Source organism: Nocardia sp. NPDC056611, from assembly GCF_042792755.1.
GTDB lineage: Bacteria > Actinomycetota > Actinomycetes > Mycobacteriales > Mycobacteriaceae > Nocardia.
Map to the genome: position 1 here is coordinate 98,681 of NZ_JBHTVV010000005.1, position 19,828 is coordinate 118,508.

Genomic DNA, 19,828 nt, shown 5'->3' on the forward strand with positions numbered 1-19,828 from the left:
CCCGGAATCGGCTGCGGCGGTGGCCCATCGATAGTTGTGCGCGAAGTGGTCGTCGCCGCGCCGGTCCCGCGGCCTCAGGAACCGAACCAGCGCCGCCGCCGCGCAGCCGCGAATTCGGCTTTCTCCTCGGCGAATTCGGTGGATGGCCCGAGGAATGGGGCGACGGGCGCCGGGCCGGAGAGGAAGTCCGCTTCCACCTTCCCGACGAGGCCCCCGCCGAACTCGATGTGGCACGTGCCCTGTCCCAGATACCTGCCGTCGCGGGGACGGTCGTGCAGGTGGGCGATGATGTCGGCGGCGACGGTTCGCGCCGCCGTCTCGGCGAATACGCCCGCCCGGGGTACGGGAGCATCGGCGCAGTCGCCCAACGCGTACACCCCCGGGTAGGGGGTGGCCAGGGTGGCCGCGTCGACGTGGATCCAGCCGTCCACTCCCCCCGCGGTCAGCCCGGAAACCTGCACGACCTCCGGAACCCGGTGCCGGGGGATGCCGATGAACAGGTCGTAGGGCAGGTCCCCGGCGCGCGTCGACGCGGTGTGGGTCGCCGGGGCCAGAGCACGCACCCGTGTTCCGGGCGTGTACTCGATGCCGCGGTCGGCGAGTGCGCCGAGGATCGCGGTGTTGGAGCTCGGCGACACCGGAATCGGTGAGTCCATCGGGGTGATCAGTCGCAGGCGGGTCGTATCGCGCAGATCGCGTCGCACGAGCTCCTCGTGGAGCAGCAGCGCGCCTTCGTACGGCGCCGGCGGGCACTTGAACGGGACGCTCAGGATCGACATCAGGATGGTGCCGCCGGCGAAGGCGTCGAGGCGCCGCCGCAGCCGGTGGACGCCCGCGAGCGAGTAGTACTCGTGACCGTCGTCGACGAATCCCGGGGTGGCGGCGCAGTCGTACTCCGCACCGAGCGCGACGACGAGCGTGTCCGGCGCGTACTCGCCTCGGTCGGTGGTGACCGTGCGGTGGGCGGGGTCGATCGCGGTGACCGTTTCGCGCCGGAACTCCACGGCCGGAAGGTCGATGGTGTCGTAGGGAATCCGGACCTCGTCGACGGTGCGACCCCGGAACAGCACGTCCAGCTTGGCGAAGCCGAAGACGAAGCCTTCGGCACAATCCAGCAATGTCACCCGGACCTCGTCCGGCACGGACCCGGACAGACCCGCGGCGAGTTCGAGCCCACCGAATCCCGCACCGAGGATCAGAACGGTGTGCATCGTTCGAGTATGCGCCCGATCGCGTCCCCCGCGTGCTAGGAATTTGCGGGATAGGACAGCCGGCAGGTCGCCGCCGACAATGGCGCAGCCCCGCGGGCTATGCCGTGACCGGGTGAATCTTCAGGCTGCAGGTGTCGAGGGCCTCGTCGACCACCCGGGTGTCGGTCGAGTTGGGCGGGGTCACTTGGGTTTTGACGACCTTGGGATCGGATGTGCCGTAGACGCCGCAGGCCACCGATTCGGCGATGGCTCTGGCGGGGTGACCGGACTTGACGACGACGGTGGGTTCGGGGTCGCCGACGGGTTGCGGGCTCATGTAGCCGGAGGTGGTGCGTTCGGCGTGGACGACCTCGCCGGAGGAGGTGGTGAGGTCGAGGCCGGGATAGCCCTTCAGGGTGCAGGCCTGCGCGGGGTTGGCGATGGAGAAGGTGAGGGTGATGCCGTGGTGGCTCATGGCCGCGCCCAGGCCGGTGGCGGTGACATCGACCTGGCCGGGGGCGCAGGCGGCGATCAGGGTGTCGGTGGGGAGGGTGGCGGGCGCGGGATTACCCGTCGGGGCGGCGCCGGGGTTTCCGGCACTCGGGCTACCGGCACCGGGTGAGACGGCCGGGGCCGCGGAGCTCGGCGTCGTGGTCGGGGTGGACCCATCGGTACAGCCGGTGACGCCCGCGATCACCGTGCAGGCCAGGAGCATCGTGAATCCAGTCGAGCGCATCGCCCACCTCCGTCGTCGAATCATCGCAGCCTACCGAGATCGACTGGGCGACCGGCTCTGTTAACCGCTGCGGCAACAGGTTTCGGACCCGAGCGACGGACCCGAGCGCCCACTGGCAGCGACTGTCACAGACAATTTTCGCTCTGGATCTACCGAGCGGTCAGTTTATGAGTTAGCGTTCGCGATGTAACCGTGACCACATCGCACAGTGGCCTGTGCCTCCGGTCACTGTTGGTCGAGCACGCGAGAAGACGGGGGTACCGCGATGGGGCGGTTCACGAGTATCCGGCGGTCCAAGCCCGCCGTGGTGCTGGCGGTGACGCTGATGGGGGCGGCCGTGCTGCCCATGCACGGGGCGTCGGCGGATCTGCAGTCCGATATCGCCAATCAGGTGCAGCAGTTCCTCGATGTCGGGCGCACGTCGGTGCCGCGCGCCGACTGCGGACCGGACTCGCTGCCGGAAACCGGTATGCAGGGCGATGTTCCGGCCGACGACCGCAACAGCGGGCGCAGCACGCTGGGGTATCGATGCAACATGTCGTTCGTCGGCGGGTACGTCGGCAAGGGCGCGGGCATCACCTCGACCACCTACGACCACTGCTCCTACACGGGGTCGCTGTTACCGGGCAATATCCTCGGGCCCGCCCAGGGCGTGCAGGTGCTCGACGTGTCGGATCCGGCGAATCCGGTGGAGACCGGCAGCCTCACCGAGCCCGCCATGCTCGCGGGCACCTGGGAGTCGCTCAAGGTCAACGCCGAACGGAAACTGCTGGTGGGCACCGGCGTCCCGGTCGGCATCGGCGCGGGATTCCTGTCGGTGTACGACATCTCCGACTGCGCGCACCCGCGGCTGCTGAACCCGGGCCCGGGCACGAATCTGCTGATGCCGCTGCCGATCACGACCCACGAGGGCGGCTTCTCCCCCGACGGGCGCACCTACTGGGCCTCAGGCATCGCCCCCGGTTTCGTCAGCGCCGTCGACCTGACCGACCCGACCAACCCGCACGTGATCTGGCAGGGCCTCACCGGCATCGAGGCGCACGGGTTCGGCATCAGCCCGGACGGCAACCGCATGTACCTGTCCGCCCTGGGCGGCTTCACCGTCCTCGACATCAGCGCCGTGCAGCGCCGCGACCCGAATCCGCAGGTCCCACACCTGGGCCGGGTGTTCTGGACCGACGGCTGGGCGACCCAGCACAGCATCCCGGTCACCTACGACGGCAAGCCCTACCTGTTCACCGTCGACGAGGGCGGCGCGGGCGGGGTGAAGCTCATCGACATCTCCGACGACACCAATCCCTCGGTGGCGGCCAAGCTGAAGCTGGAGATCAACCTGCCCGAGAACCAGGATTCGGCGATGGCCTCGGCCATGGGCGGTTCGGTGTTCTCCTACGACGCCCACTACTGCGCCGCCGACCGCCCCAACGACCCGACCGCCCTGGCCTGCGCCTGGGAGGAGTCCGGCATCCGGGTGTTCGATGTGCGGGATCCGTTCCACGTCAAGGAGATCGGCTACTTCAACCCGCCCGCCCGCAAGGGCCGCAACCTGGAGTTGTGGAACTCGCCGCACGCGCTGGCCTCGCTGATCGGCCCCCCGATCATGGAGTTCCCGTCCGCCGCGCGGGCGATGCTGGAGGGCAAGTTCGATCCGAACCAGGCGCTCTCGTCGCGCACCGGCATGCTGGCCTTCGGCGACCTGTCCACCGACTGGTGCTTCTCGCCGCCGGAGTGGCACGGCAACCAGCTGTGGGCCACCTGCAATGACAACGGGTTCATGGTGCTGCAGCTCGCCGATGACGTCTACACCCCGCCCGCCGACCAGCACTCCGTGGTGGGCTCGTGACGGAAAGCCCGGCCCACCCGCGTGATCGAGTACGGCGACCGCTGGCGATCGCCGTCCTCGTATTCGCCCTGCTCGCCGCCGGGTTGCTGCTGCGGCCCCTGCTGATTCCCGAGAGCCACTCCGCCGCACCGGTTCTCAGCCCCGTCGAAATCGGTTTCAGTCAGGACATGTCCGCGCACCATCAACAAGCCCTGATCATGGTGCAGCGCCTGGATTCCGGCGTCGACCCGACGGTGCGCCGGCTGGCCCAGCAGATCGCCGATGCCCAGCGCATGGAGATCGGCACCCTGCTCGGCTGGCTGCGCCTGGCCAACGCGGCACCGCAGTCCGCGCATCCGATGGCGTGGATGACCGCGGATTCGGCTGCGGCGCACGACCATTCGGCCATGGCCACCGGCACCTCCATGCCCGGCATGGCCACCCAGGCCGAACTCGACGCCCTCGCGACCGCCCGCGGCAAGGATGCCGAGGTGCTGTTCCTGCAGCTCATGCTGCGGCATCACCGCGGCGGCGTGGCCATGGCGAAGGCGGCCGATCAGCTGGTCGCGTCGGGTCCGGTGAAGGAGTCCGCGCGCGGCATGATCGCGTCGCAGTCGCAGGAAGCGGGCCTGATGACGATCATGCTCGCGCAGCGCAATGCCCAACCGCTGTCGTGAGATTCCCGACCGCCCCTCGCGGCCGTGTCGTGTGCTGTACTGACCGCATGATCGAATCCGGTGGGTCGACCGAGATCGTCGACGCGGTGGTCGAGCGGTCGCTGCTGGGCGGGCCGCGCCGGTACACCCGCACGCAGGTCGCCGCATTGTCCGGGGTGCCCGTCGAGCAGGCCCGGAAATTGTGGGTGGCCCTGGGTTTCCCGGCCGCCGCCAGTGACGACGAGGTGGCGTTCACCGACAACGACGTCGCCGCGGTCCGCGCTTTCGCGGCCCTGAGCGCGGCCGCGCTGACCAATGAGCAGAGCCAGGTCGCGGCCGCTCGCACCATGGGCCAGGCGATGGCGCGCCTGGCCGAATGGCAGGCCGATCTGATCACCCGCGAGGTCGGCGGCCGCCCGGCGGCCGACGACGGCACGACGCCCGGGGAAAGCCGAGACGCCACCGCGCACGCCATCACGGTGCTGGCCGAACTACACGACTACGCCTGGAAGCGGCACCTGGCCGCGGCCCTGAGCCGCACCCACGAATCCGGCACCGCCACAAGGCCATTGCTGGTCGGGTTCGCGGACATGGTCGGCTACACCCGGCTGTCGCGGCACCTGGACCCCGATGAACTCACCGAACTGCTCGACGCCTTCGAGACGACCACCACCGAGGTGATCACCGCCCACGGCGGCTGGGTCATCAAGAACGTCGGCGACGAGGTCATGTTCGCCGCCGAGCACCCCCGCGCCGGCGCGCGCATCGCCCTGGACATGCACCGCGCGATCGCCCGTGCGGCCCAGACGATTCCGGAGATGCCACAGCTCCGCGTCGGCCTGGCCTACGGCCCGGTCCTGACCCGCTTCGGCGACCTCTACGGCACCGTCGTCAATGTCGCCGCCCGCCTCACCGGCGTGGCCCGCCCCGGCACGGTCCTCGCCGACGACGGTGCGGCCGCCCAACTCGACACCGACCCCGACCTGACCCTGCGCCACCTGCGCAGCGTCCGCGTGAAGGGCATCTCCCGCCTGCGTTCCCATGTGGTCCGCGAGCGCAAGCGCCGATAGTCCCGGACGCCGCCCGCCCCTCCGCCCCTGGCCGCCGCCCGGGCTGTCGTCCCCGCCGCCGCCCCGTCAGCCCGAGATCGACCGGCCGCGCCCTGATCGGCCGCCGCCCACCCACGATTGTCCGCTGCCCCGACCCGGTGTCTCGCTGCCATATCGGCGGGCCGCTGCTCGGCGACGATCCCGCTTCTCCGCCATCATCGGGGTGCGAAATCTCACGACAGCGCGCGATCCCGGCCTGGGTATCGTCAGTGCTGACCGATCGGCCATGGCGGCCGGGAAAGGTGGGGCTTCGACGATGACCCACGCGCAAGCGCTCACCATCCCCGCACACATCCACGGCTATCCGGAGATCGCGTTCGGTGGGTATCTCGCGGGCCTGCTGGCCGCCCAGTCGGGCGCGGACGCCGTGCGCGTCGACTTCCGGCGTGCGGTCACCGTCGGCACCCCGATCCTGCTGTCGCGTCCCGAGCACGGCCACGCCGCCTTCACCGCCACCGACGACACCCTGTTGGTGGAGGCCGCGCCCACCGCACTCACCCTCGACCCGCGTCCCGCGCCGTCGTGGGCGGCGGCGAAATCGGCTGTCGAGCTCAGCTTGTCGGGCAATCGAACGGTCACCGACTGCTACGGCTGCGGGCTGGCCTGCGCGCCCGGCCTCGGGCTGCGCCTGTTCCCGTCGGAACTGCCCGGACTTCAGCAGATGGCCGCCGCCTGGACCCCCGATGCCGGGCTGGCCGACGAGTCCGGCGAACTCCCGCCCGAGGTGGTCTGGTCGGCGCTCGACTGCCCCGGGGGCCGTGCCGCATTCGCCTTCTCCCACATGGGCAGCGGCGCGTTCACCGCCGCCCTCAGCGCGACCCAGCTCCGGCCGATGTATGCCGGGAACGACTACATCTCCCATGCCTGGGTGGTGGGGCGCGAGGGCCGCAAACACACTGTCGGAGTGACACTCTCGACCGCGGACGGCGACCTGTGCGCCGTCTCCGAGGCCCTCTGGATCGAACCGCGCCCGAACTGATCGCCCCCCGCTCGACGCGGCCGGCGGCGACGGAGCGGGCAATTCGCCCGCCCCATCGCGAGATCAGAGGTTGCCGACGGTGTGTTCGAGCCGTTCCGCGACGAGCTGACGAGCCTTCTCCCGCAGGATCGGCCGATATCCGCTGGGGTACACCGGATCCGCGGGGGCGTAGGCCTTCAGGACCTCCTTTGCCAAGGTGATCTTGTGGACCTCGGTCGGACCGTCCGCGATGGCCATGATCTGCGCGTAGGTCATCATGTCGGTGAACGGCAGGTCGGTGCTGACGCCGATCGCGCCGTGCAGGTGCATGGCCCGCTGGGCGATGTCGTGCATGACCTTCGGCATGGCGACCTTGATGGCGGCGATGTCGTGGCGCACCTTGCGGTAGTCCTGCTCCTGGTCGATGCGCCACGCGGTGCGCAGCACCAGCAGCCGGAACTGCTCCATCTCGATCCAGGATTCGGCGATCTTCTCCTGCGTCATCTGCTTGCCGCCGAGATTGCCCTTGCCCATGGGGCGGGACACGGCGCGCTCGCACATCATGTCGAAGGCCTTGCGCACCAACGCGACCGTGCGCATGGCGTGGTGGACGCGGCCACCGCCCAGACGTGTCTGGGCCACGATGAATCCGAGCCCCTCCGCACCCAGCAGCGAGTCCGCCGGGATGCGGACATCGGTGAACCGCAGGTGCCCTTCGTGTTCACTGAAACCGGGCACCGTGAAGTTCTTCACGATCTCCAGGCCGGGGGTGTCGGCGGGCACGATGAACATCGACAGCCGCTGATGCGGCGGCGCGTCCGGGTCGGTCACCGCCATGACGATGTGGAAGGTGGCGAATTCGGCGGCGGAGTTGAACCACTTCTCGCCGTTGATGACCCACTCGTCGCCCGCGCGCACCGCGCGGGTCTGGAACGCCGTCGGATCCGATCCGCCGGTCGGCTCGGTCATGACGTAGCAGGACCCGATCTCGCCGTCGAGCAACGGCCGCAGGTACGTCGCCTTCTGCTCGGGCGTGCCGAAGTGCGCGAGGATCTCGGCGTTCCCGGAATCCGGCGCCTGACAGCCGAACACCAGCGGCGCCCACTGCGAGGTCCCGAGCACCTCGTTGAGCAGCGCCAGCTTCAACTGCCCGTAGCCGGGGCCGCCGAGTTCCGGCCCCAGGTGGCAGGCCCACAGCTCCTGCTCCTTCACCTTCTCCTGCAGCGGCCGCATGAGCGCCCGGATCTCCGGGTTGGTGCGGTCGTACGGGTTCGGGTAGATCAGGTCGAGGGGTTCCACCTCGGTCCGGACGAACTCCGCGACCCAGTCCAGTTTCTTCTGATACTCCGGATCGGTGCCGAAATCCCAAGCCATGGTCAGCCTTTCGTGGTCTTGCGCGGTTGGATGAGTCCGTCCAGGACGGTGGTGCAGAGGATGCCGGCGATCTCGTCGGGCGTGTGCTGCCCGCCGGGCCGGTACCAGAAGGTCACCGAATTGAGCATGCCCAGCACGCCATTGGTGACCACGTGGTCGGCGGTGCGCAGCACGCCCGCCGCGGTGCCCGCGTCGATGACCTGCTGCCACAGGTTCTGGATGCGGTCGCGCAGTTCCTGGAGTTCACGCGCCCGGTCACCGCTGAGCGCGGACACGTCGCGCAGCTGGATGGCGACGGCGGCGCGGTTCTCGATGATCATGACCACGTGCGAGTGGATCAGCCTGCGCAGCTTGGTGACCGGATGATCGGGGCCGTGCGCGATCTGCTCGGCCTCGCCCAGCATGAGCCGGGTGTAGTCGCCGAGGATCTGCCACAGCAGTTCCTCCTTGGACCCGATGTGGTAGTACAGCGCCCCGCGCTGCACTCCGGCACGATCCCCGATCTCGGCGACGCCGGTGCCGTGGAAGCCCTTCTCCGCGAACAACTCCAGCGCGGCGGCCACGATCCGCTCCCGGGTCTCCCCCGGCCCGGCCGCGGAGGCGGGCGGGCGGCCGCGGCGGCGGGCCGGGACAGCGGCGGTCACCGGAATCCACCGTCCAGGGCCAGGGTCGCGCCGGTGCAGTAGGCGGAGGCGTCGGAGGCGAAGAACAGCGCCGCCCCGACGATGTCGGCGGGAACGCCGAGGCGGCCGAGCGCGGTGTGCCGCGCCAGTTCGGTGCGCATCTCCGCGGGCCACGCCTGGGCGATATCGGTGCCGAAGGGCCCGCAGCGAATCGTGTTGACCCGCACCGCCGGTCCGTAGGTGTGGGCGAAGCCCCCGGTCAGCGTCTCGAGCCCGGCCTTCGCGGCCGCGTACGGCACCGCGAGCGGTTCGGGGTGCGCGGCTTCGACCGAAGATATATTGACGATCGATCCCCCGCCCGCCGCCGCCATGCGCGCGCCGATGAGCGCCGAAAGCCGGAACGGCCCCTTCAGATTGGTGGCGATCACCTTGTCGAACATGGCCTCGGAAACCTGGTCCAAGCTGGGATAGAGCAGCGACATCCCGGCGTTGTTCACCAACACGTCGACACGCCCGAACTCCGCATAGGCTGCCTCGGCGAGCGTCTCGCACTGCCCCCAATCGCCCACATTGCAGGCCACGGCCAGGGCGCGCCGCCCTGTGGCGTCGCGCACTTCCCGTGCCAGTTCCTCGCACGCGTCGAGCTTGCGGCTGGCGATCACGACGTCGGATCCGGCGGCCGCGAACGCGCGCACCATCTCCCGCCCGAGCCCCCGGCTGCCGCCTGTTACCACAGAGACCTTGCCCGACAAGGCTTTTCCCATGAATCGCACCTTCGCGTCGCGCCCCCGAAAAATGTTCCAACCAGTACATTAAATGTACCGATCGATACAATCAACCCCCATCGGCCGAGGCTCGAACCGCGAGGGCCGGGGAATACCGCCGAGTAACCGCGAGTAATATGACGGGCGTACTTTTTCCACCCGGCTTCTCGAAATGAGGCAATAGATGACAGAGCGGATTCAGGTCGGCGGGCTGCAGGTTGCCAAGGTGCTCCACGATTTCGTGGAGAACGAGGCCCTCCCCGGCACCGGTGTTGATTCCGCCGCGTTCTGGTCGGGTGCCGAGGCCGTCATCAATGACCTCGCCCCCCGCAACCGCGCACTGCTGGCGGAACGCGACGACATCCAAGCCAAGATCGACGAGTGGCACCGCGCGAACCCGGGCGCAGGCTACGACAAGGCTGCCTACAAGCAGTTCCTCACCGAGATCGGCTATCTCCGTCCCGAACCGGCCGACTTCCAGATCGGCACCGAGAACGTGGACGCCGAAATCGCCACCCAGGCCGGACCGCAGCTGGTCGTGCCGGTGATGAACGCCCGCTTCGCCATCAACGCCGCGAACGCGCGCTGGGGCTCGCTCTACGACGCCCTGTACGGCACCGACGCCATCTCCGAGGCCAACGGCGCGGAGAAGGGCTCGGGCTACAACAAGGTCCGCGGTGACAAGGTCATCGAGTGGGCCCGCAACTTCCTCGACGACGCGGTGCCGCTGATCACCGGCTCGCACGTCGGCTCCACCAAGTACTCGATCGAGGACGGCGAGCTCGTGGTCGGCCTCGAGGACGGCACCGAGATCGGCCTGGCCGACAACGATGCCCTCGTCGGCTACCTGGGCGACCCGGCCAACCCGACGTCGGTGCTGCTGAAGCACAACGGGCTGCACATCGAGATCCAGATCGACCCGTCCTCCCCCATCGGCTCCACCGACACCGCCGGTGTCAAGGACCTGGTGCTGGAGTCCGCGGTCACCACGATCATGGACTTCGAGGACTCGGTCGCGGCCGTGGACGCCGAGGACAAGGTCCTCTGCTACCACAACTGGCTGGGCCTGATGAAGGGCGACCTGGCCGAGACGGTCACCAAGGTCGGCAAGACCTTCACCCGCACCATGAACCCGGATCGCGTCTACACCGCGATCGACGGCGGCGAGCTCGTGCTGCACGGCCGTTCGCTGCTGTTCGTCCGCAACGTCGGTCACCTCATGACCTCCGACGCGATCATCGACGCCCAGGGCAACGAGATCCCCGAGGGCATCATGGACGGCCTGATCACCGTCCTGATCGCCAAGCACGCCCTCAACGCCGCCGGCGACGAGACCGCGCTGCGCAACACCCGCACCGGCTCGATCTACATCGTGAAGCCGAAGATGCACGGCCCGGACGAGGTGGCCTTCACCAACGAGCTGTTCGGCCGCGTCGAAGAGGTCGTCGGCCTGCCGGTCAACACCCTCAAGGTCGGCATCATGGACGAGGAGCGCCGCACCACGGTGAACCTGAAGGCGTCCATCTTCGCCGCCAAGGACCGCGTGGTGTTCATCAACACCGGCTTCCTGGACCGCACCGGCGACGAGATCCACACCTCCATGGAGGCCGGGCCGATGGTCCGCAAGGCCGAGATGAAGGGCCAGCAGTGGATCAAGTCCTACGAGGACTGGAACGTCGACACCGGTCTGGCCACCGGCCTGCCCGGCAAGGCGCAGATCGGTAAGGGCATGTGGGCCATGCCGGATCTGATGGCCGAGATGCTCGTCCAGAAGATCGGCCACCCGAAGTCCGGCGCCAACACCGCCTGGGTGCCCTCGCCCACCGCCGCCACCCTGCACGCCACCCACTACCACCTGGTGGACGTGTTCAAGCGGCAGGCCGAGATCGCCAAGGGCGGCCCGCGCGCCACCGTCGACGAGATCCTCGAGATCCCGCTCGCCCCGAACACCGACTGGTCCGCCGAGGAGATCCAGCAGGAGCTGGACAACAACTCGCAGGGCATCCTCGGCTACGTGGTGCGCTGGATCGACCAGGGCGTCGGCTGCTCGAAGGTGCCCGACATCAAGGACATCGGCCTCATGGAGGACCGCGCCACCCTGCGCATCTCCAGCCAGCTGATGGCCAACTGGCTGCGCCACGGCATCGTCACCGAGAAGGACGTCATCGCCTCGCTCGAGCGCATGGCCCCGGTCGTCGACCGCCAGAACGCCAGCGACTCGTCGTACTTCGCCATGGCTCCGGACTTCAACGCCTCCATCGCCTTCCAGGCGGCGAAGGAACTGGTCCTCGAGGGCACCACCCAGCCCAACGGCTACACCGAGCCGATCCTGCACCGCCGCCGCCGCGAGGCCAAGGCGTTCAACAAGAGCGTGTAGGAATCAGCCGCTTCGGCGCATGACAGGGAATCCCCGGTCGACCACGGTCGACCGGGGATTCTCCTTTTCCCGGACCTGCCCCTGAAATCCGGGGCAGCCGGTCATGTGTGAAACGTGTTGATTCCAAATATGATCCGGCGATGATCAACTCCTCGCGGATCGCTCGCGCCGGGCTGCTCGGCGCGCCGGCGCTCGCGCTGCCATTGCTGTTGACCCCGACCGCCCATGCCGCCATCGACAATTTCGGCGTCGATTGCGGGACACCCGCGGAGCCCTGCCACGTATCGATCACGACCAAGGGGGCCGACCGGCTCAGCCCGGTGACCTTGACGGTCAACGGCACCGTCATCGGTCAGGACACCCCGTACACCAGCGCGGACGGGCTCAATGGGTTCGCGCAGATCACCTGGACCCCACCGGCCGTGGGCGCGTACACCCTGACGGTCACCCAGGGCGCCTCCTCGCGTTCGGTCAATGTGAGCATCTGCCCGAAGAATCCGTCGACCTATCCCGACATCTCGTTCTCGCCGGGATCCGCCGTGTCGAGCGCGTGCGGCATCATCGGCAGCGCCGTGAACTCCGGCTCCGCGTCGGGTTCGGCGGCTGCCGTGCTGCCGATCTTCAGCGGCTCCGCCGGCATGTGATCGCGCATCGACTTCGTTTGAGCTGCAACGGAATCCCCGGTCGATCCCCGTCGACAGGGGATTCCCCATTTCGGAGCAGGTCGGATACGCTGCGCAGCGTCAATCACCCCGAGCATGAGGATTTATCGATGGGTTCTGCCGTTCTCGAGATCGTCAATGTCATCCTGACCCACGTCAACGCGACCGTGTCGTGGTTCACCTCGGGCTCGGCGGGCCCGATCCCGCTGTAAGACCGCGCGGACGACAGCGCGAACCCCTCCACCGTACGGACGGCGGAGGGGTTCGGGCGTTGTCGGATCAGAGGGCGGCGGAGGCGGTGGCGAATTCGCCGGCGGAGGCCAAGGCGGCGTCCTCCTCGACCTCGTGCGGGGTCAGGCGACGGCCGGTGTGACCGAGGCCGAAGCCGGCCAGCAGCGCCGCCACCGCGAAGAAGGCCGCGCCCGTCAGGAAGGCGATGCGGTAGGCGCCTTCGGCCGGGAGAGCGATCACCGCACCATTGGGCAGGGCGTGGCCGAGGGTGTCGCTGGTGAGGATGGTGACGACCAGTGCGCTGCCGATCGCGCCGCCGACGGTGCGCATGATCGAGTTGATCGAGTTGGCGATGCCGGTCTCGTGCGGCGCCACATTGGCGACCAGGAGAGCGGGCATGGCGGCGTAGGCGATCGCGATGGCGGCGTTCGCGATGATCAGTGCGACAACGACTTCCGAGCTGGTCGAGTGCAGCAGGGCCAGGGCGGTGAGCGCGCACAGGCCGATGACGCTGGCGAGCAGCAGGACATAACGGGCGCCGATCCGCCCGACCAGGCGACCGGCGATCGGGCCCATCACCACCGAGACCACCGCACCCGGCAGCATGAAGGCCACACTGGTACGCAGCACCGAGGCGTCGAAGCCGAAGCCCGCCAGCGCCCGCGGCGTCGCCACGAAGTAGGTCGCCCCGAGGAACACGCTGAACATCGCGAAACCGACGCAGAAGCTGGCCAGATTGGTCACCGCGACCGGGCGATGCGCCAGCAGCGAGGTCGCCACCAGCGGCGACCGCAGCTTGGACTGCAGCACCAGGAACCCGGCCAGCACGACCACCGCGGCGATGAACAGCCCGATCACCCGGGCGCTGCCCCAACCCCATTCGTGGCCTTGGGAAATCGGCAGCAGCAAGCAGACCAGACCGACACCGAGGACGGCGGCCCCCACGTAGTCGACGCGACCGCCCTGACCCGCGCGCCGCGGCAGGGTGAAGAACGCCAGCGTCAGCACCACCACCGTCAGCACGACGCACAGCCAGAAGATGCGACGGTAATCCGCGCCGCCCTGCGTCAGCAGACCCGTGGCCACCAGCGCGACACCACTGCCCACGCCCAGCGTCGACGCGGTGACGGCCAGCGCCCCGGTCAGGCGCTCGGCGGGAAGTTCATGGCGCAGCACGCTGATCGCCAGCGGGAACAGTCCGAAACTGGCTCCCTGCAAGGCCCTTCCGACGATGAGCAGATCGATGCTGTGCGCCGAGGCCGCGATCACGCTGCCGGCCAGCGTCACCGCCAGCGTCGCCAGGATGACCGGCTTGTGTCCGTAGACATCACCCAATCGCCCGAGCAGTGGTGTCAGCGCCGAGGCGGCCAGCATGGTCGCGGTCGTGACCCATCCGACGGTGGTCGCCGAGACACCGAGCTGCATCCCGATCTGCGGCAGCGCGGGCACGGGCAGGGTCTGGGCCATGGCCAGAAGAAACACGGTGCTGGCCATGGTCAGCACGATCGCGGTCGGCGACGGGGAACGCCGATGCTCGAGCAGGGAGGTCATTCGTGGAACCCTACGACGGAATCGACACAGTGTCGATTATGATAGACGCCACGTCCATTGCAGGAATGGAACTCGAATAGGGTGAACACATGGCGCAGCAGGGCGGACGCAAGGTGAACCAGACCCGAGTCACGACCCAGGATCTGCGCCGCCGCGGCGCCGTGTCGAAGGGTGATCAGCGCGAGGCCGAGATCCTCGACGCGACCCGCCGGCTGCTGACCAAGAAACCGATGGCCAACTTGACCGTCGACGACATCACCACCGCGACAGGCATTTCGCGCACCAGCTTCTACTTCTATTTCCCGTCCAAACACGCGGTACTTGCCCGCCTGATGGAGGACGTGAGCGACGGCTACGCCAAAACCCACGTCTGGCTGCCGTCCACCGGCCCGCAGCGCGAACTCCTGCGCACCCAGCTCGCGGGGACGGCCGCGATCTGGCACGACAACAGCACGATCCTGGTCTGCTCACTGGAGGGTTACGACAACAACTACCCCCCGCTGACCGAATTCATCGCCACCATCCAGAACCGATTCACCAGCGCGCTGGCCGCCAAGATCGAGCGCGATCGCGCGGCCGGCCTCGCTCCCGAGGGCATCGACTCGGCAACGCTGGCGACTCTCGTCACCCTGATGCGCGACGGCCGGCTGTCACAGTTGTCCGCGGCGCCCCCGAACGAAGTGACTCGCGGCCTCGACGACCTCACCGAAGCGATCCTGCGCCTGATCTACGGCCGACTGGACTGACCGTGCCGATAGCTGCCCCGTATGGCATCTATCGGGACCACGGCCCCGCGCCTGCCCGCCGACCTTGCTGATTCACCTGTGCGCCGGGCAGTGCCATGGCCGGAGCCGATCGGACATTTTCCGAGTCAGCTGACCACGATGACCGATTTGCCGCGCGAGTGGCCGGCGGCCAGGTGGGTGATGGCGGCGGGCGCTTCGGACAGGGCGTAGGTGCGGTCGATGTGCGGGACGACCGCACCCGCGGTCGCGAGTTCGGCGAGCGTGACCAGGGCTTCGGGCTTGGGCAGAGCCAGCAGGGCGCGCAGACGCTGTCGCGCGAAGGGCGAGAGCAACTCGGCGCGCACCGAACGGCCCAGGCCGCCGAAGAAGCGGCCGCCGCCCTCACCACCGCCGAGGACCAGGGTGCCGGTCTCGGTCAGCAGGGAGCGCAACAACGCCAGCGGGCGGTTTCCGGCCATATCGAGGATGAGGTCGTAACGGCCGCTGAGCTTTTCGGTCCGGTAGTCGATGACGTGATCCGCGCCGAGCCCGGTGACGAAGGCCGCGGACGCGCCCGAGCACACACCGGTCACCTCTGCGCCGTAGTGCTTGGCCAGCTGGACCGCCAGATGACCGACACCGCCGGAGGCGCCGATGATCAGGACGCGCTGACCGGCTTCGATGCGGCCCGCGTCACGCAAGCCGGTGAGCGCGGTCGTACCCGAGATCGGCAGCGCCGCAGCCTGTTCGAAGCTCAGGTTCGCGGGCTTGCGTTGCAGCTTGGTCGCGGGGGCGGCGGCGAATTCGGCGAACGAACCGGGGACCGTCCCGAAGACCTCGTCTCCGGGCTCGAATGCGGTGACCTGCGGGCCGACCGCTTCGACGATGCCCGCGACATCCCAGCCGCGCACCCGCTCGCGGGGTTTGCGAGGGCCCAGTGCGAGCCGGGCGACCAGCGGTTCGCCGGTCATCATGTGCCAGACGCTGGGGTCCACACCCGCGGCCCGGACCCGGACGAGAACCCCGTCCGGACCCGCCTGCGGGGTGGGAATGTCACTGTAGGACAACACATCAACGGTGCCGTAGACGTCCTGGGTGATAGCTTTCACGACTCATCCTCTTCCGGATATTCGAAGATCTCGTCCAGCGGTGCGCAGAACACCCGGGCGATCTGGAACGCCATCTCCAGCGACGGCGAGTATTTGCCCTGTTCGATGGCGTTGACGGTCTGCCGGGTCACGCCGAGCCGGTCGGCCAGCTCGGCCTGGGTCATCTCGCCGTGCGAGAACCGCAGGGCGCGAATGTTGTTGGTGACCTTCGTGGGTTTCACCATGGCGCCATCCCCCGCCGATAGGCCTCCAGCTTGGCGGCCGCGCCGACGACCGCCGACAGCGTGAATCCGAGGTAGATGACATTGGCGATCCAGAAGGTGTCACCGTCGGCCAGGGCCAGCACCAGCGCCGCGACGGCGCCGAGAACGATGAATGCTTGGCCGACATGCGTTCCGCGCAGGTCGATTTCACGGTCGCGCTGATCGCGCCGGTCGCGATCGCGGGACCCGATGGCGACGGCGACGGCAGCCACGATCGAGGCCGCGATGGAACCCCCGATCGCCCACAGCATCGGCGCGACATAGGCGACCTCGACCAGCGCCGTGTGCCGCGCCCGCACCAGCACGACGATCAGGTAGACCGCGTACGAGACGACGGCCACGACACCCAGAATCCAGGTTCGCTTCTCCTCGTAAGGCATGCGATCAGTGTAAAGAAAACACGACAACATGTACATAATTCTTTACATAGCCGCGAAACAGCCGTCGTCCCAACCGATTCCATCCGCTAGTGTCGGAACCATGGCCGATCTCGAAGCCCTGGACCGTATCGAATCGCTCGGTCCGGAATTCTTCGCCGACCCGCACGCCCACTACCGTCGCTGGCGCGAGGACGGCCCGGTGCGACAGGTGCGATTCCCGGACGGGATCGTGCGGTGGGTCGTGCTGGACTACGCGGCGGGGCGGGCCGCGTTGAACGATCCGCGGTTGCGCAAGGCGGCGGCGGTCAACGATGAGTTGCTCAGCCGCAAACGCGGTGCGCCGCCGTCGGATCCGAAGCAGCTGGCGGTGCTGACCCATATGCTGAGCACCGATCCGCCGGGGCATACGCGCCTGCGGAAGCTGGTGACCCGGGCGTTCACGCCGCGGCGGGTCGCCGAGTTGGCGCCTCGGATCGAGGAGATCACCGACGGGCTGCTGGACGCGCTGGCGGGCCGGGATGAGGTGGATCTGCTGCACGAGTTCGCGGAACCGCTGCCGATCACGGTGATCTGCGAGCTGCTCGGGGTGCCGCTCGGGGATCGCGACGATTTCCAGGAGTGGACTCGGGCGCTCGTCGCGGTGGCGGGGCTGGAGGAGAATCGGGCCGGTGCCGCGGCGGCCATGGCGGACTACCTGACCGGGCTGGTGCGGGCGAAACGGGAACAGCCCGAATCGGATCTGCTGTCGGCACTGGTGCTGCCGGCCGATGACGGCGACACCCTGACCGAGACCGAACTGGTCGGGATGGCCACGCTGCTGTTGATCGCGGGGCACGACACCACCGTGAACCTGATCGCCAACGGGACCCTGGCGCTGCTGCGCAATCCGGAACAGTTGCGCGCCTTGCAGACCGATCCGGAGGCGATTCCCGCCGCCATCGAGGAGTTCCTGCGCTTCGACGGGCCGGTGAACATGAGCACCGTCCGCCACACCGCCGAACCGGTCACCATCGCCGGAACCGACATTCCCGCAGGAGAATTCGTCTTCGTCGCACTCCCCGCCGCCAACCGCGACCCGGAGCGCTACCAGGAGCCCGACGCCCTGGACCCGGCACGTGACACCGGTGGCCATCTGGCCTTCGGCCACGGCATCCACTTCTGCGTCGGAGCCCCCCTGGCCCGCCTGGAAGCGCGAGTCGCCTTCTCGGCCTTGCTCTCTCGATTCCCGGATCTGCGTCTGGCGCGCCCGGCGCAGGAGCTGGAATGGCATCCGAGCACCCTCATGCACGGCCTGAAGGAGCTTCCCGTCCAGCTCTAGCGCACAGCAGGCCCGGCGTCGGGATGTGCCACGACTCGCCCATTGCGATAGCGACGTGCGTCACAAAACTGGTCGGTCGACCAGAGTTAATGAGTGGCGAATACCAAGGCAAGCTGAGAAAACGCCGTCAAACGTCCTAGACAGAACAAACCGAGTGGTCACCTTTCGATAAAAGTTCACCTTCCTAAACCGTTCGATGCGTTAACGTCACTCAGGCCGTACTGGTGGGACCGCATTTTCGGACGATGTGGAGGTGTCGCAAGAATGGTCGGGACAGCAACGCCGGTGAGAGAAAGCCAGCGCTTAGCTGAGTGGTTCGATGCAGTCAAACGGTCCCCGTCGACAGCCACATTAATTGCTATTGGTTTGCTGTCTTTAGTCCTCGGCGCGGCTTGGCGCCGCACCCGCACTACCCCGATGCCGGCCGACGTGCAGGGTTGATCCCGCCGCGAAGAGAACGAGCTGCCTCATGACCGTAGTCGTTGTTCCTTCCGTCAACCGCCCGATCGCGCTGCTGCCCTGCAGGCAGATCACGCTCAGCTTCCAGGCCGAGCAGACCCGATTGCGCGACACCGCCCAGCGGCTCGCCCAGCTGTGCCATCGCCGCTGGCTGGGCCGCTCCGACTTCGAGATGTTCCCGCCGCTGCACCGCTGGGGCGCGGTCCCCAGTCTGCCACTGCCCCAAGGCCTCCCGACGCCGCACACCCTGATCAGCGCGGCGGCTCGGGGCGCACATCTGGCAGCGTCCACCCCGGTCGAGTTCCTGGCCGCCGCGATCATGCTGTCCACGGGCTGCCCGGCCGCCGCGACCATCGACCAGCTCGCCCCCACGCCGGGACCGAGCCGGACCGCGCAATTGCTGAGCCTGTCGATCCTCGCCATGGCCGAGGACGACGCCGCACTCGCCGTCGATCTCGCGGCCACGGCCATCGCCGTCTCCGGCGGGCGGATCGCGCAGCGGCGGGAAGACTGGATTCCACTCGACGACGAGCTGCCCGTCGAGCACACCGGGACCCACGGCTCGGTGGCCGGTCCCGCACCCGCCGCCTGATATCGCACGACCCCCGCGCGCCGCGTCAGAGCCCGAAGACGCGGCGCGCGTTGCCGTCCAGGTACAGCTCGCGGGTCTCGTCGTCCAGGCCCAGAGCGTCCACACCATCGAGGGCGTGCTGGGGCAGGATCATCGGATAGTTGGTGCCGAACAGCACCTTGCGCCGCCCGCTCGCGGACTTCAGATACGAGACGAGTTCGGGCGGCAGCCTTTTCGTGGTGTAGGCCGAGGTGTCGATCACCACGTTCTCGTGTTTGCGGGCCACCGCGATCATCTCCTCGGTCCACGGATAGCCGACGTGCCCGCACACGATGGTCAGCTCCGGGAAGTCCAGGGCCACGCGGTCGATATACGGAATCGGGCGGCCCGGCTCCGAGGGCCGCAGCGGACCGGTGTGCCCGACCTGCGTGCAGAACGGGATCCCGAGGTCCACGCAGGCGGCGTAGAGCGGATAGAAGCGGGCATCGGTCGGCGGCACCTCCCACAACCACGGCAGCACGCGGACTCCCACGAAGCCCTCGTCACGGACCCGATGCCGCAGCTCGCGCACCGATTCCATGGGCCTCCGCAGGTCCACCGAGGCCACGGCGGTCAAGCGATCCGGGGCCTCGGCCACCCACGCGGCGACCTCGTCATTGGAGATGAGCGTGCCCTCCGGCGCGCACCACGCCGAGATGAGCGCCCGGTCGATGCCGCCCGCGTCCATCGCCGTCAGCGTCGCCCGCAACGGGATCTCGCCGGTGGGGATCGCTCCCCCGGTCCACCGCCGCAGCGAATCGAAGATGTCACGCGCGAGAAAACGCTCCGTCGGATGCTGAGCCCAGGCGTCGATCGTCACCTTTCCAGTGTGGGGAACAAACGGCCGTCGCGGATCGTTCTCCATGCACCAGGGGCGGAAATAATCAGCCGACAACGCAGCGTCGTTGTGC

19 protein-coding genes are annotated in these 19,828 nt (G+C 68.4%); 9 read left to right on the plus strand and 10 right to left on the minus strand.

Annotated elements, in window-relative coordinates; all coding sequences use genetic code 11:
* Positions 1 to 74: 74 nt before the first annotated feature.
* Positions 75 to 1,211, minus strand: coding sequence for an NAD(P)/FAD-dependent oxidoreductase (locus ACFRAQ_RS25920; protein WP_379104010.1), 1,137 nt, complete (start codon positions 1,209 to 1,211; stop codon positions 75 to 77).
* A gap of 97 nt (positions 1,212 to 1,308) precedes the next feature.
* Positions 1,309 to 1,926 (minus strand): DUF4232 domain-containing protein, encoded by a 618-nt coding sequence (locus ACFRAQ_RS25925; protein WP_379104012.1) that lies wholly within the window; start codon positions 1,924 to 1,926, stop codon positions 1,309 to 1,311.
* Positions 1,927 to 2,191: 265 nt separating this feature from the next.
* Here ACFRAQ_RS25925 and ACFRAQ_RS25930 point away from each other — a divergent pair, with 265 nt between their 5' ends.
* The 4 genes from ACFRAQ_RS25930 to ACFRAQ_RS25945 all read left to right on the plus strand — a co-directional run bounded on the left by ACFRAQ_RS25930 (position 2,192) and on the right by ACFRAQ_RS25945 (position 6,492).
* Positions 2,192 to 3,769, plus strand: coding sequence for an LVIVD repeat-containing protein (locus ACFRAQ_RS25930; protein ID WP_379104014.1), 1,578 nt, complete (start codon positions 2,192 to 2,194; stop codon positions 3,767 to 3,769).
* Complete coding sequence (locus ACFRAQ_RS25935) at positions 3,766 to 4,425, plus strand: DUF305 domain-containing protein (protein ID WP_379104016.1); 660 nt, start codon at positions 3,766 to 3,768, stop codon at positions 4,423 to 4,425. The genes ACFRAQ_RS25930 and ACFRAQ_RS25935 overlap by 4 nt, the downstream gene beginning before the upstream one ends.
* Before the next feature lie 47 nt (positions 4,426 to 4,472).
* The gene (locus ACFRAQ_RS25940) at positions 4,473 to 5,474 is read left to right on the plus strand and encodes an adenylate/guanylate cyclase domain-containing protein (RefSeq protein WP_379104018.1); all 1,002 of its coding nucleotides are present in this window, start codon (positions 4,473 to 4,475) and stop codon (positions 5,472 to 5,474) included.
* Between the two features lie 295 nt (positions 5,475 to 5,769).
* On the plus strand, positions 5,770 to 6,492 hold the full coding sequence (locus ACFRAQ_RS25945; RefSeq protein ID WP_379104021.1) for a PaaI family thioesterase: 723 nt from the start codon (positions 5,770 to 5,772) through the stop codon (positions 6,490 to 6,492).
* A gap of 63 nt (positions 6,493 to 6,555) precedes the next feature.
* On the opposite strand, the gene ACFRAQ_RS25950 is transcribed toward ACFRAQ_RS25945, so the two are convergent.
* From ACFRAQ_RS25950 to ACFRAQ_RS25960, 3 genes are read right to left on the minus strand one after another with little or no spacing between them, the layout of a single operon-like run.
* Entirely contained in the window at positions 6,556 to 7,845 is a 1,290-nt protein-coding gene (locus tag ACFRAQ_RS25950) for an acyl-CoA dehydrogenase family protein (protein ID WP_379104024.1), read from the minus strand.
* Positions 7,846 to 7,847: 2 nt separating this feature from the next.
* Positions 7,848 to 8,489, minus strand: a complete 642-nt coding sequence (locus ACFRAQ_RS25955) for a TetR/AcrR family transcriptional regulator (RefSeq protein ID WP_379104027.1) — start codon at positions 8,487 to 8,489, stop codon at positions 7,848 to 7,850.
* Positions 8,486 to 9,232: an SDR family NAD(P)-dependent oxidoreductase gene (locus ACFRAQ_RS25960; protein ID WP_379104030.1), complete on the minus strand. Its 747-nt coding sequence runs from the start codon at positions 9,230 to 9,232 to the stop codon at positions 8,486 to 8,488. The genes ACFRAQ_RS25955 and ACFRAQ_RS25960 overlap by 4 nt, the downstream gene beginning before the upstream one ends.
* A 184-nt stretch (positions 9,233 to 9,416) precedes the next feature.
* Between ACFRAQ_RS25960 and ACFRAQ_RS25965 the strand changes: the two genes are divergently transcribed.
* Positions 9,417 to 11,609, plus strand: a complete 2,193-nt coding sequence (locus ACFRAQ_RS25965; protein WP_379104032.1) for a malate synthase G — start codon at positions 9,417 to 9,419, stop codon at positions 11,607 to 11,609.
* Positions 11,610 to 11,749: 140 nt separating this feature from the next.
* Entirely contained in the window at positions 11,750 to 12,253 is a 504-nt protein-coding gene (locus tag ACFRAQ_RS25970) for a hypothetical protein (RefSeq protein ID WP_379104034.1), read from the plus strand.
* A 297-nt stretch (positions 12,254 to 12,550) separates the two neighbouring features.
* On the opposite strand, the gene ACFRAQ_RS25975 is transcribed toward ACFRAQ_RS25970, so the two are convergent.
* Positions 12,551 to 14,053: an MFS transporter gene (locus ACFRAQ_RS25975; RefSeq protein ID WP_379104036.1), complete on the minus strand. Its 1,503-nt coding sequence runs from the start codon at positions 14,051 to 14,053 to the stop codon at positions 12,551 to 12,553.
* Between the two features lie 89 nt (positions 14,054 to 14,142).
* Between ACFRAQ_RS25975 and ACFRAQ_RS25980 the strand changes: the two genes are divergently transcribed.
* Complete coding sequence (locus ACFRAQ_RS25980; RefSeq protein WP_379104038.1) at positions 14,143 to 14,799, plus strand: TetR/AcrR family transcriptional regulator; 657 nt, start codon at positions 14,143 to 14,145, stop codon at positions 14,797 to 14,799.
* Between the two features lie 125 nt (positions 14,800 to 14,924).
* Here ACFRAQ_RS25980 and ACFRAQ_RS25985 read toward each other — a convergent pair whose 3' ends face one another.
* From ACFRAQ_RS25985 to ACFRAQ_RS25995, 3 genes are read right to left on the minus strand one after another with little or no spacing between them, the layout of a single operon-like run.
* Positions 14,925 to 15,887 carry an NAD(P)-dependent alcohol dehydrogenase gene (locus ACFRAQ_RS25985; protein ID WP_379104041.1) on the minus strand — a complete coding sequence of 321 codons (963 nt, stop codon included), beginning with the start codon at positions 15,885 to 15,887 and terminating at the stop codon, positions 14,925 to 14,927.
* Positions 15,884 to 16,111 carry a helix-turn-helix transcriptional regulator gene (locus ACFRAQ_RS25990; RefSeq protein ID WP_357277401.1) on the minus strand — a complete coding sequence of 76 codons (228 nt, stop codon included), beginning with the start codon at positions 16,109 to 16,111 and terminating at the stop codon, positions 15,884 to 15,886. The genes ACFRAQ_RS25985 and ACFRAQ_RS25990 overlap by 4 nt, the downstream gene beginning before the upstream one ends.
* Complete coding sequence (locus ACFRAQ_RS25995; protein WP_379104043.1) at positions 16,105 to 16,530, minus strand: hypothetical protein; 426 nt, start codon at positions 16,528 to 16,530, stop codon at positions 16,105 to 16,107. The genes ACFRAQ_RS25990 and ACFRAQ_RS25995 overlap by 7 nt, the downstream gene beginning before the upstream one ends.
* A 100-nt stretch (positions 16,531 to 16,630) precedes the next feature.
* On the opposite strand from ACFRAQ_RS25995, the gene ACFRAQ_RS26000 reads away from it, so the two are divergent.
* Together ACFRAQ_RS26000 and ACFRAQ_RS26005 are read left to right on the plus strand one after the other, a co-directional pair.
* On the plus strand, positions 16,631 to 17,848 hold the full coding sequence (locus ACFRAQ_RS26000) for a cytochrome P450 (protein WP_379104045.1): 1,218 nt from the start codon (positions 16,631 to 16,633) through the stop codon (positions 17,846 to 17,848).
* A 469-nt stretch (positions 17,849 to 18,317) separates the two neighbouring features.
* Complete coding sequence (locus ACFRAQ_RS26005) at positions 18,318 to 18,899, plus strand: hypothetical protein (RefSeq protein ID WP_379104048.1); 582 nt, start codon at positions 18,318 to 18,320, stop codon at positions 18,897 to 18,899.
* 25 nt (positions 18,900 to 18,924) lie between these two features.
* Here the strand turns inward: ACFRAQ_RS26005 and ACFRAQ_RS26010 are convergent, their stop codons facing one another.
* Positions 18,925 to 19,737: an amidohydrolase family protein gene (locus tag ACFRAQ_RS26010; RefSeq protein ID WP_379104050.1), complete on the minus strand. Its 813-nt coding sequence runs from the start codon at positions 19,735 to 19,737 to the stop codon at positions 18,925 to 18,927.
* Between the last annotated feature and the right edge of the window lie 91 nt (positions 19,738 to 19,828).

Excerpts from the sequence above, each read along its gene's own strand:
- ACFRAQ_RS25920 (WP_379104010.1), bottom strand. The coding sequence starts at position 1,211 with ATGCACACCGTTCTGATCCTCGGTGCGGGATTCGGTGGGCTCGAACTC.
- ACFRAQ_RS25925 (WP_379104012.1), bottom strand. The coding sequence starts at position 1,926 with ATGCGCTCGACTGGATTCACGATGCTCCTGGCCTGCACGGTGATCGCG.
- ACFRAQ_RS25930 (WP_379104014.1), top strand. The coding sequence starts at position 2,192 with ATGGGGCGGTTCACGAGTATCCGGCGGTCCAAGCCCGCCGTGGTGCTG.
- ACFRAQ_RS25940 (WP_379104018.1), top strand. The coding sequence starts at position 4,473 with ATGATCGAATCCGGTGGGTCGACCGAGATCGTCGACGCGGTGGTCGAG.
- ACFRAQ_RS25945 (WP_379104021.1), top strand. The coding sequence starts at position 5,770 with ATGACCCACGCGCAAGCGCTCACCATCCCCGCACACATCCACGGCTAT.
- ACFRAQ_RS25950 (WP_379104024.1), bottom strand. The coding sequence starts at position 7,845 with ATGGCTTGGGATTTCGGCACCGATCCGGAGTATCAGAAGAAACTGGAC.
- ACFRAQ_RS25960 (WP_379104030.1), bottom strand. The coding sequence starts at position 9,232 with ATGGGAAAAGCCTTGTCGGGCAAGGTCTCTGTGGTAACAGGCGGCAGC.
- ACFRAQ_RS25965 (WP_379104032.1), top strand. The coding sequence starts at position 9,417 with ATGACAGAGCGGATTCAGGTCGGCGGGCTGCAGGTTGCCAAGGTGCTC.
- ACFRAQ_RS25970 (WP_379104034.1), top strand. The coding sequence starts at position 11,750 with ATGATCAACTCCTCGCGGATCGCTCGCGCCGGGCTGCTCGGCGCGCCG.
- ACFRAQ_RS25975 (WP_379104036.1), bottom strand. The coding sequence starts at position 14,053 with ATGACCTCCCTGCTCGAGCATCGGCGTTCCCCGTCGCCGACCGCGATC.
- ACFRAQ_RS25980 (WP_379104038.1), top strand. The coding sequence starts at position 14,143 with ATGGCGCAGCAGGGCGGACGCAAGGTGAACCAGACCCGAGTCACGACC.
- ACFRAQ_RS25990 (WP_357277401.1), bottom strand. The coding sequence starts at position 16,111 with ATGGTGAAACCCACGAAGGTCACCAACAACATTCGCGCCCTGCGGTTC.
- ACFRAQ_RS25995 (WP_379104043.1), bottom strand. The coding sequence starts at position 16,530 with ATGCCTTACGAGGAGAAGCGAACCTGGATTCTGGGTGTCGTGGCCGTC.
- ACFRAQ_RS26000 (WP_379104045.1), top strand. The coding sequence starts at position 16,631 with ATGGCCGATCTCGAAGCCCTGGACCGTATCGAATCGCTCGGTCCGGAA.
- ACFRAQ_RS26005 (WP_379104048.1), top strand. The coding sequence starts at position 18,318 with ATGACCGTAGTCGTTGTTCCTTCCGTCAACCGCCCGATCGCGCTGCTG.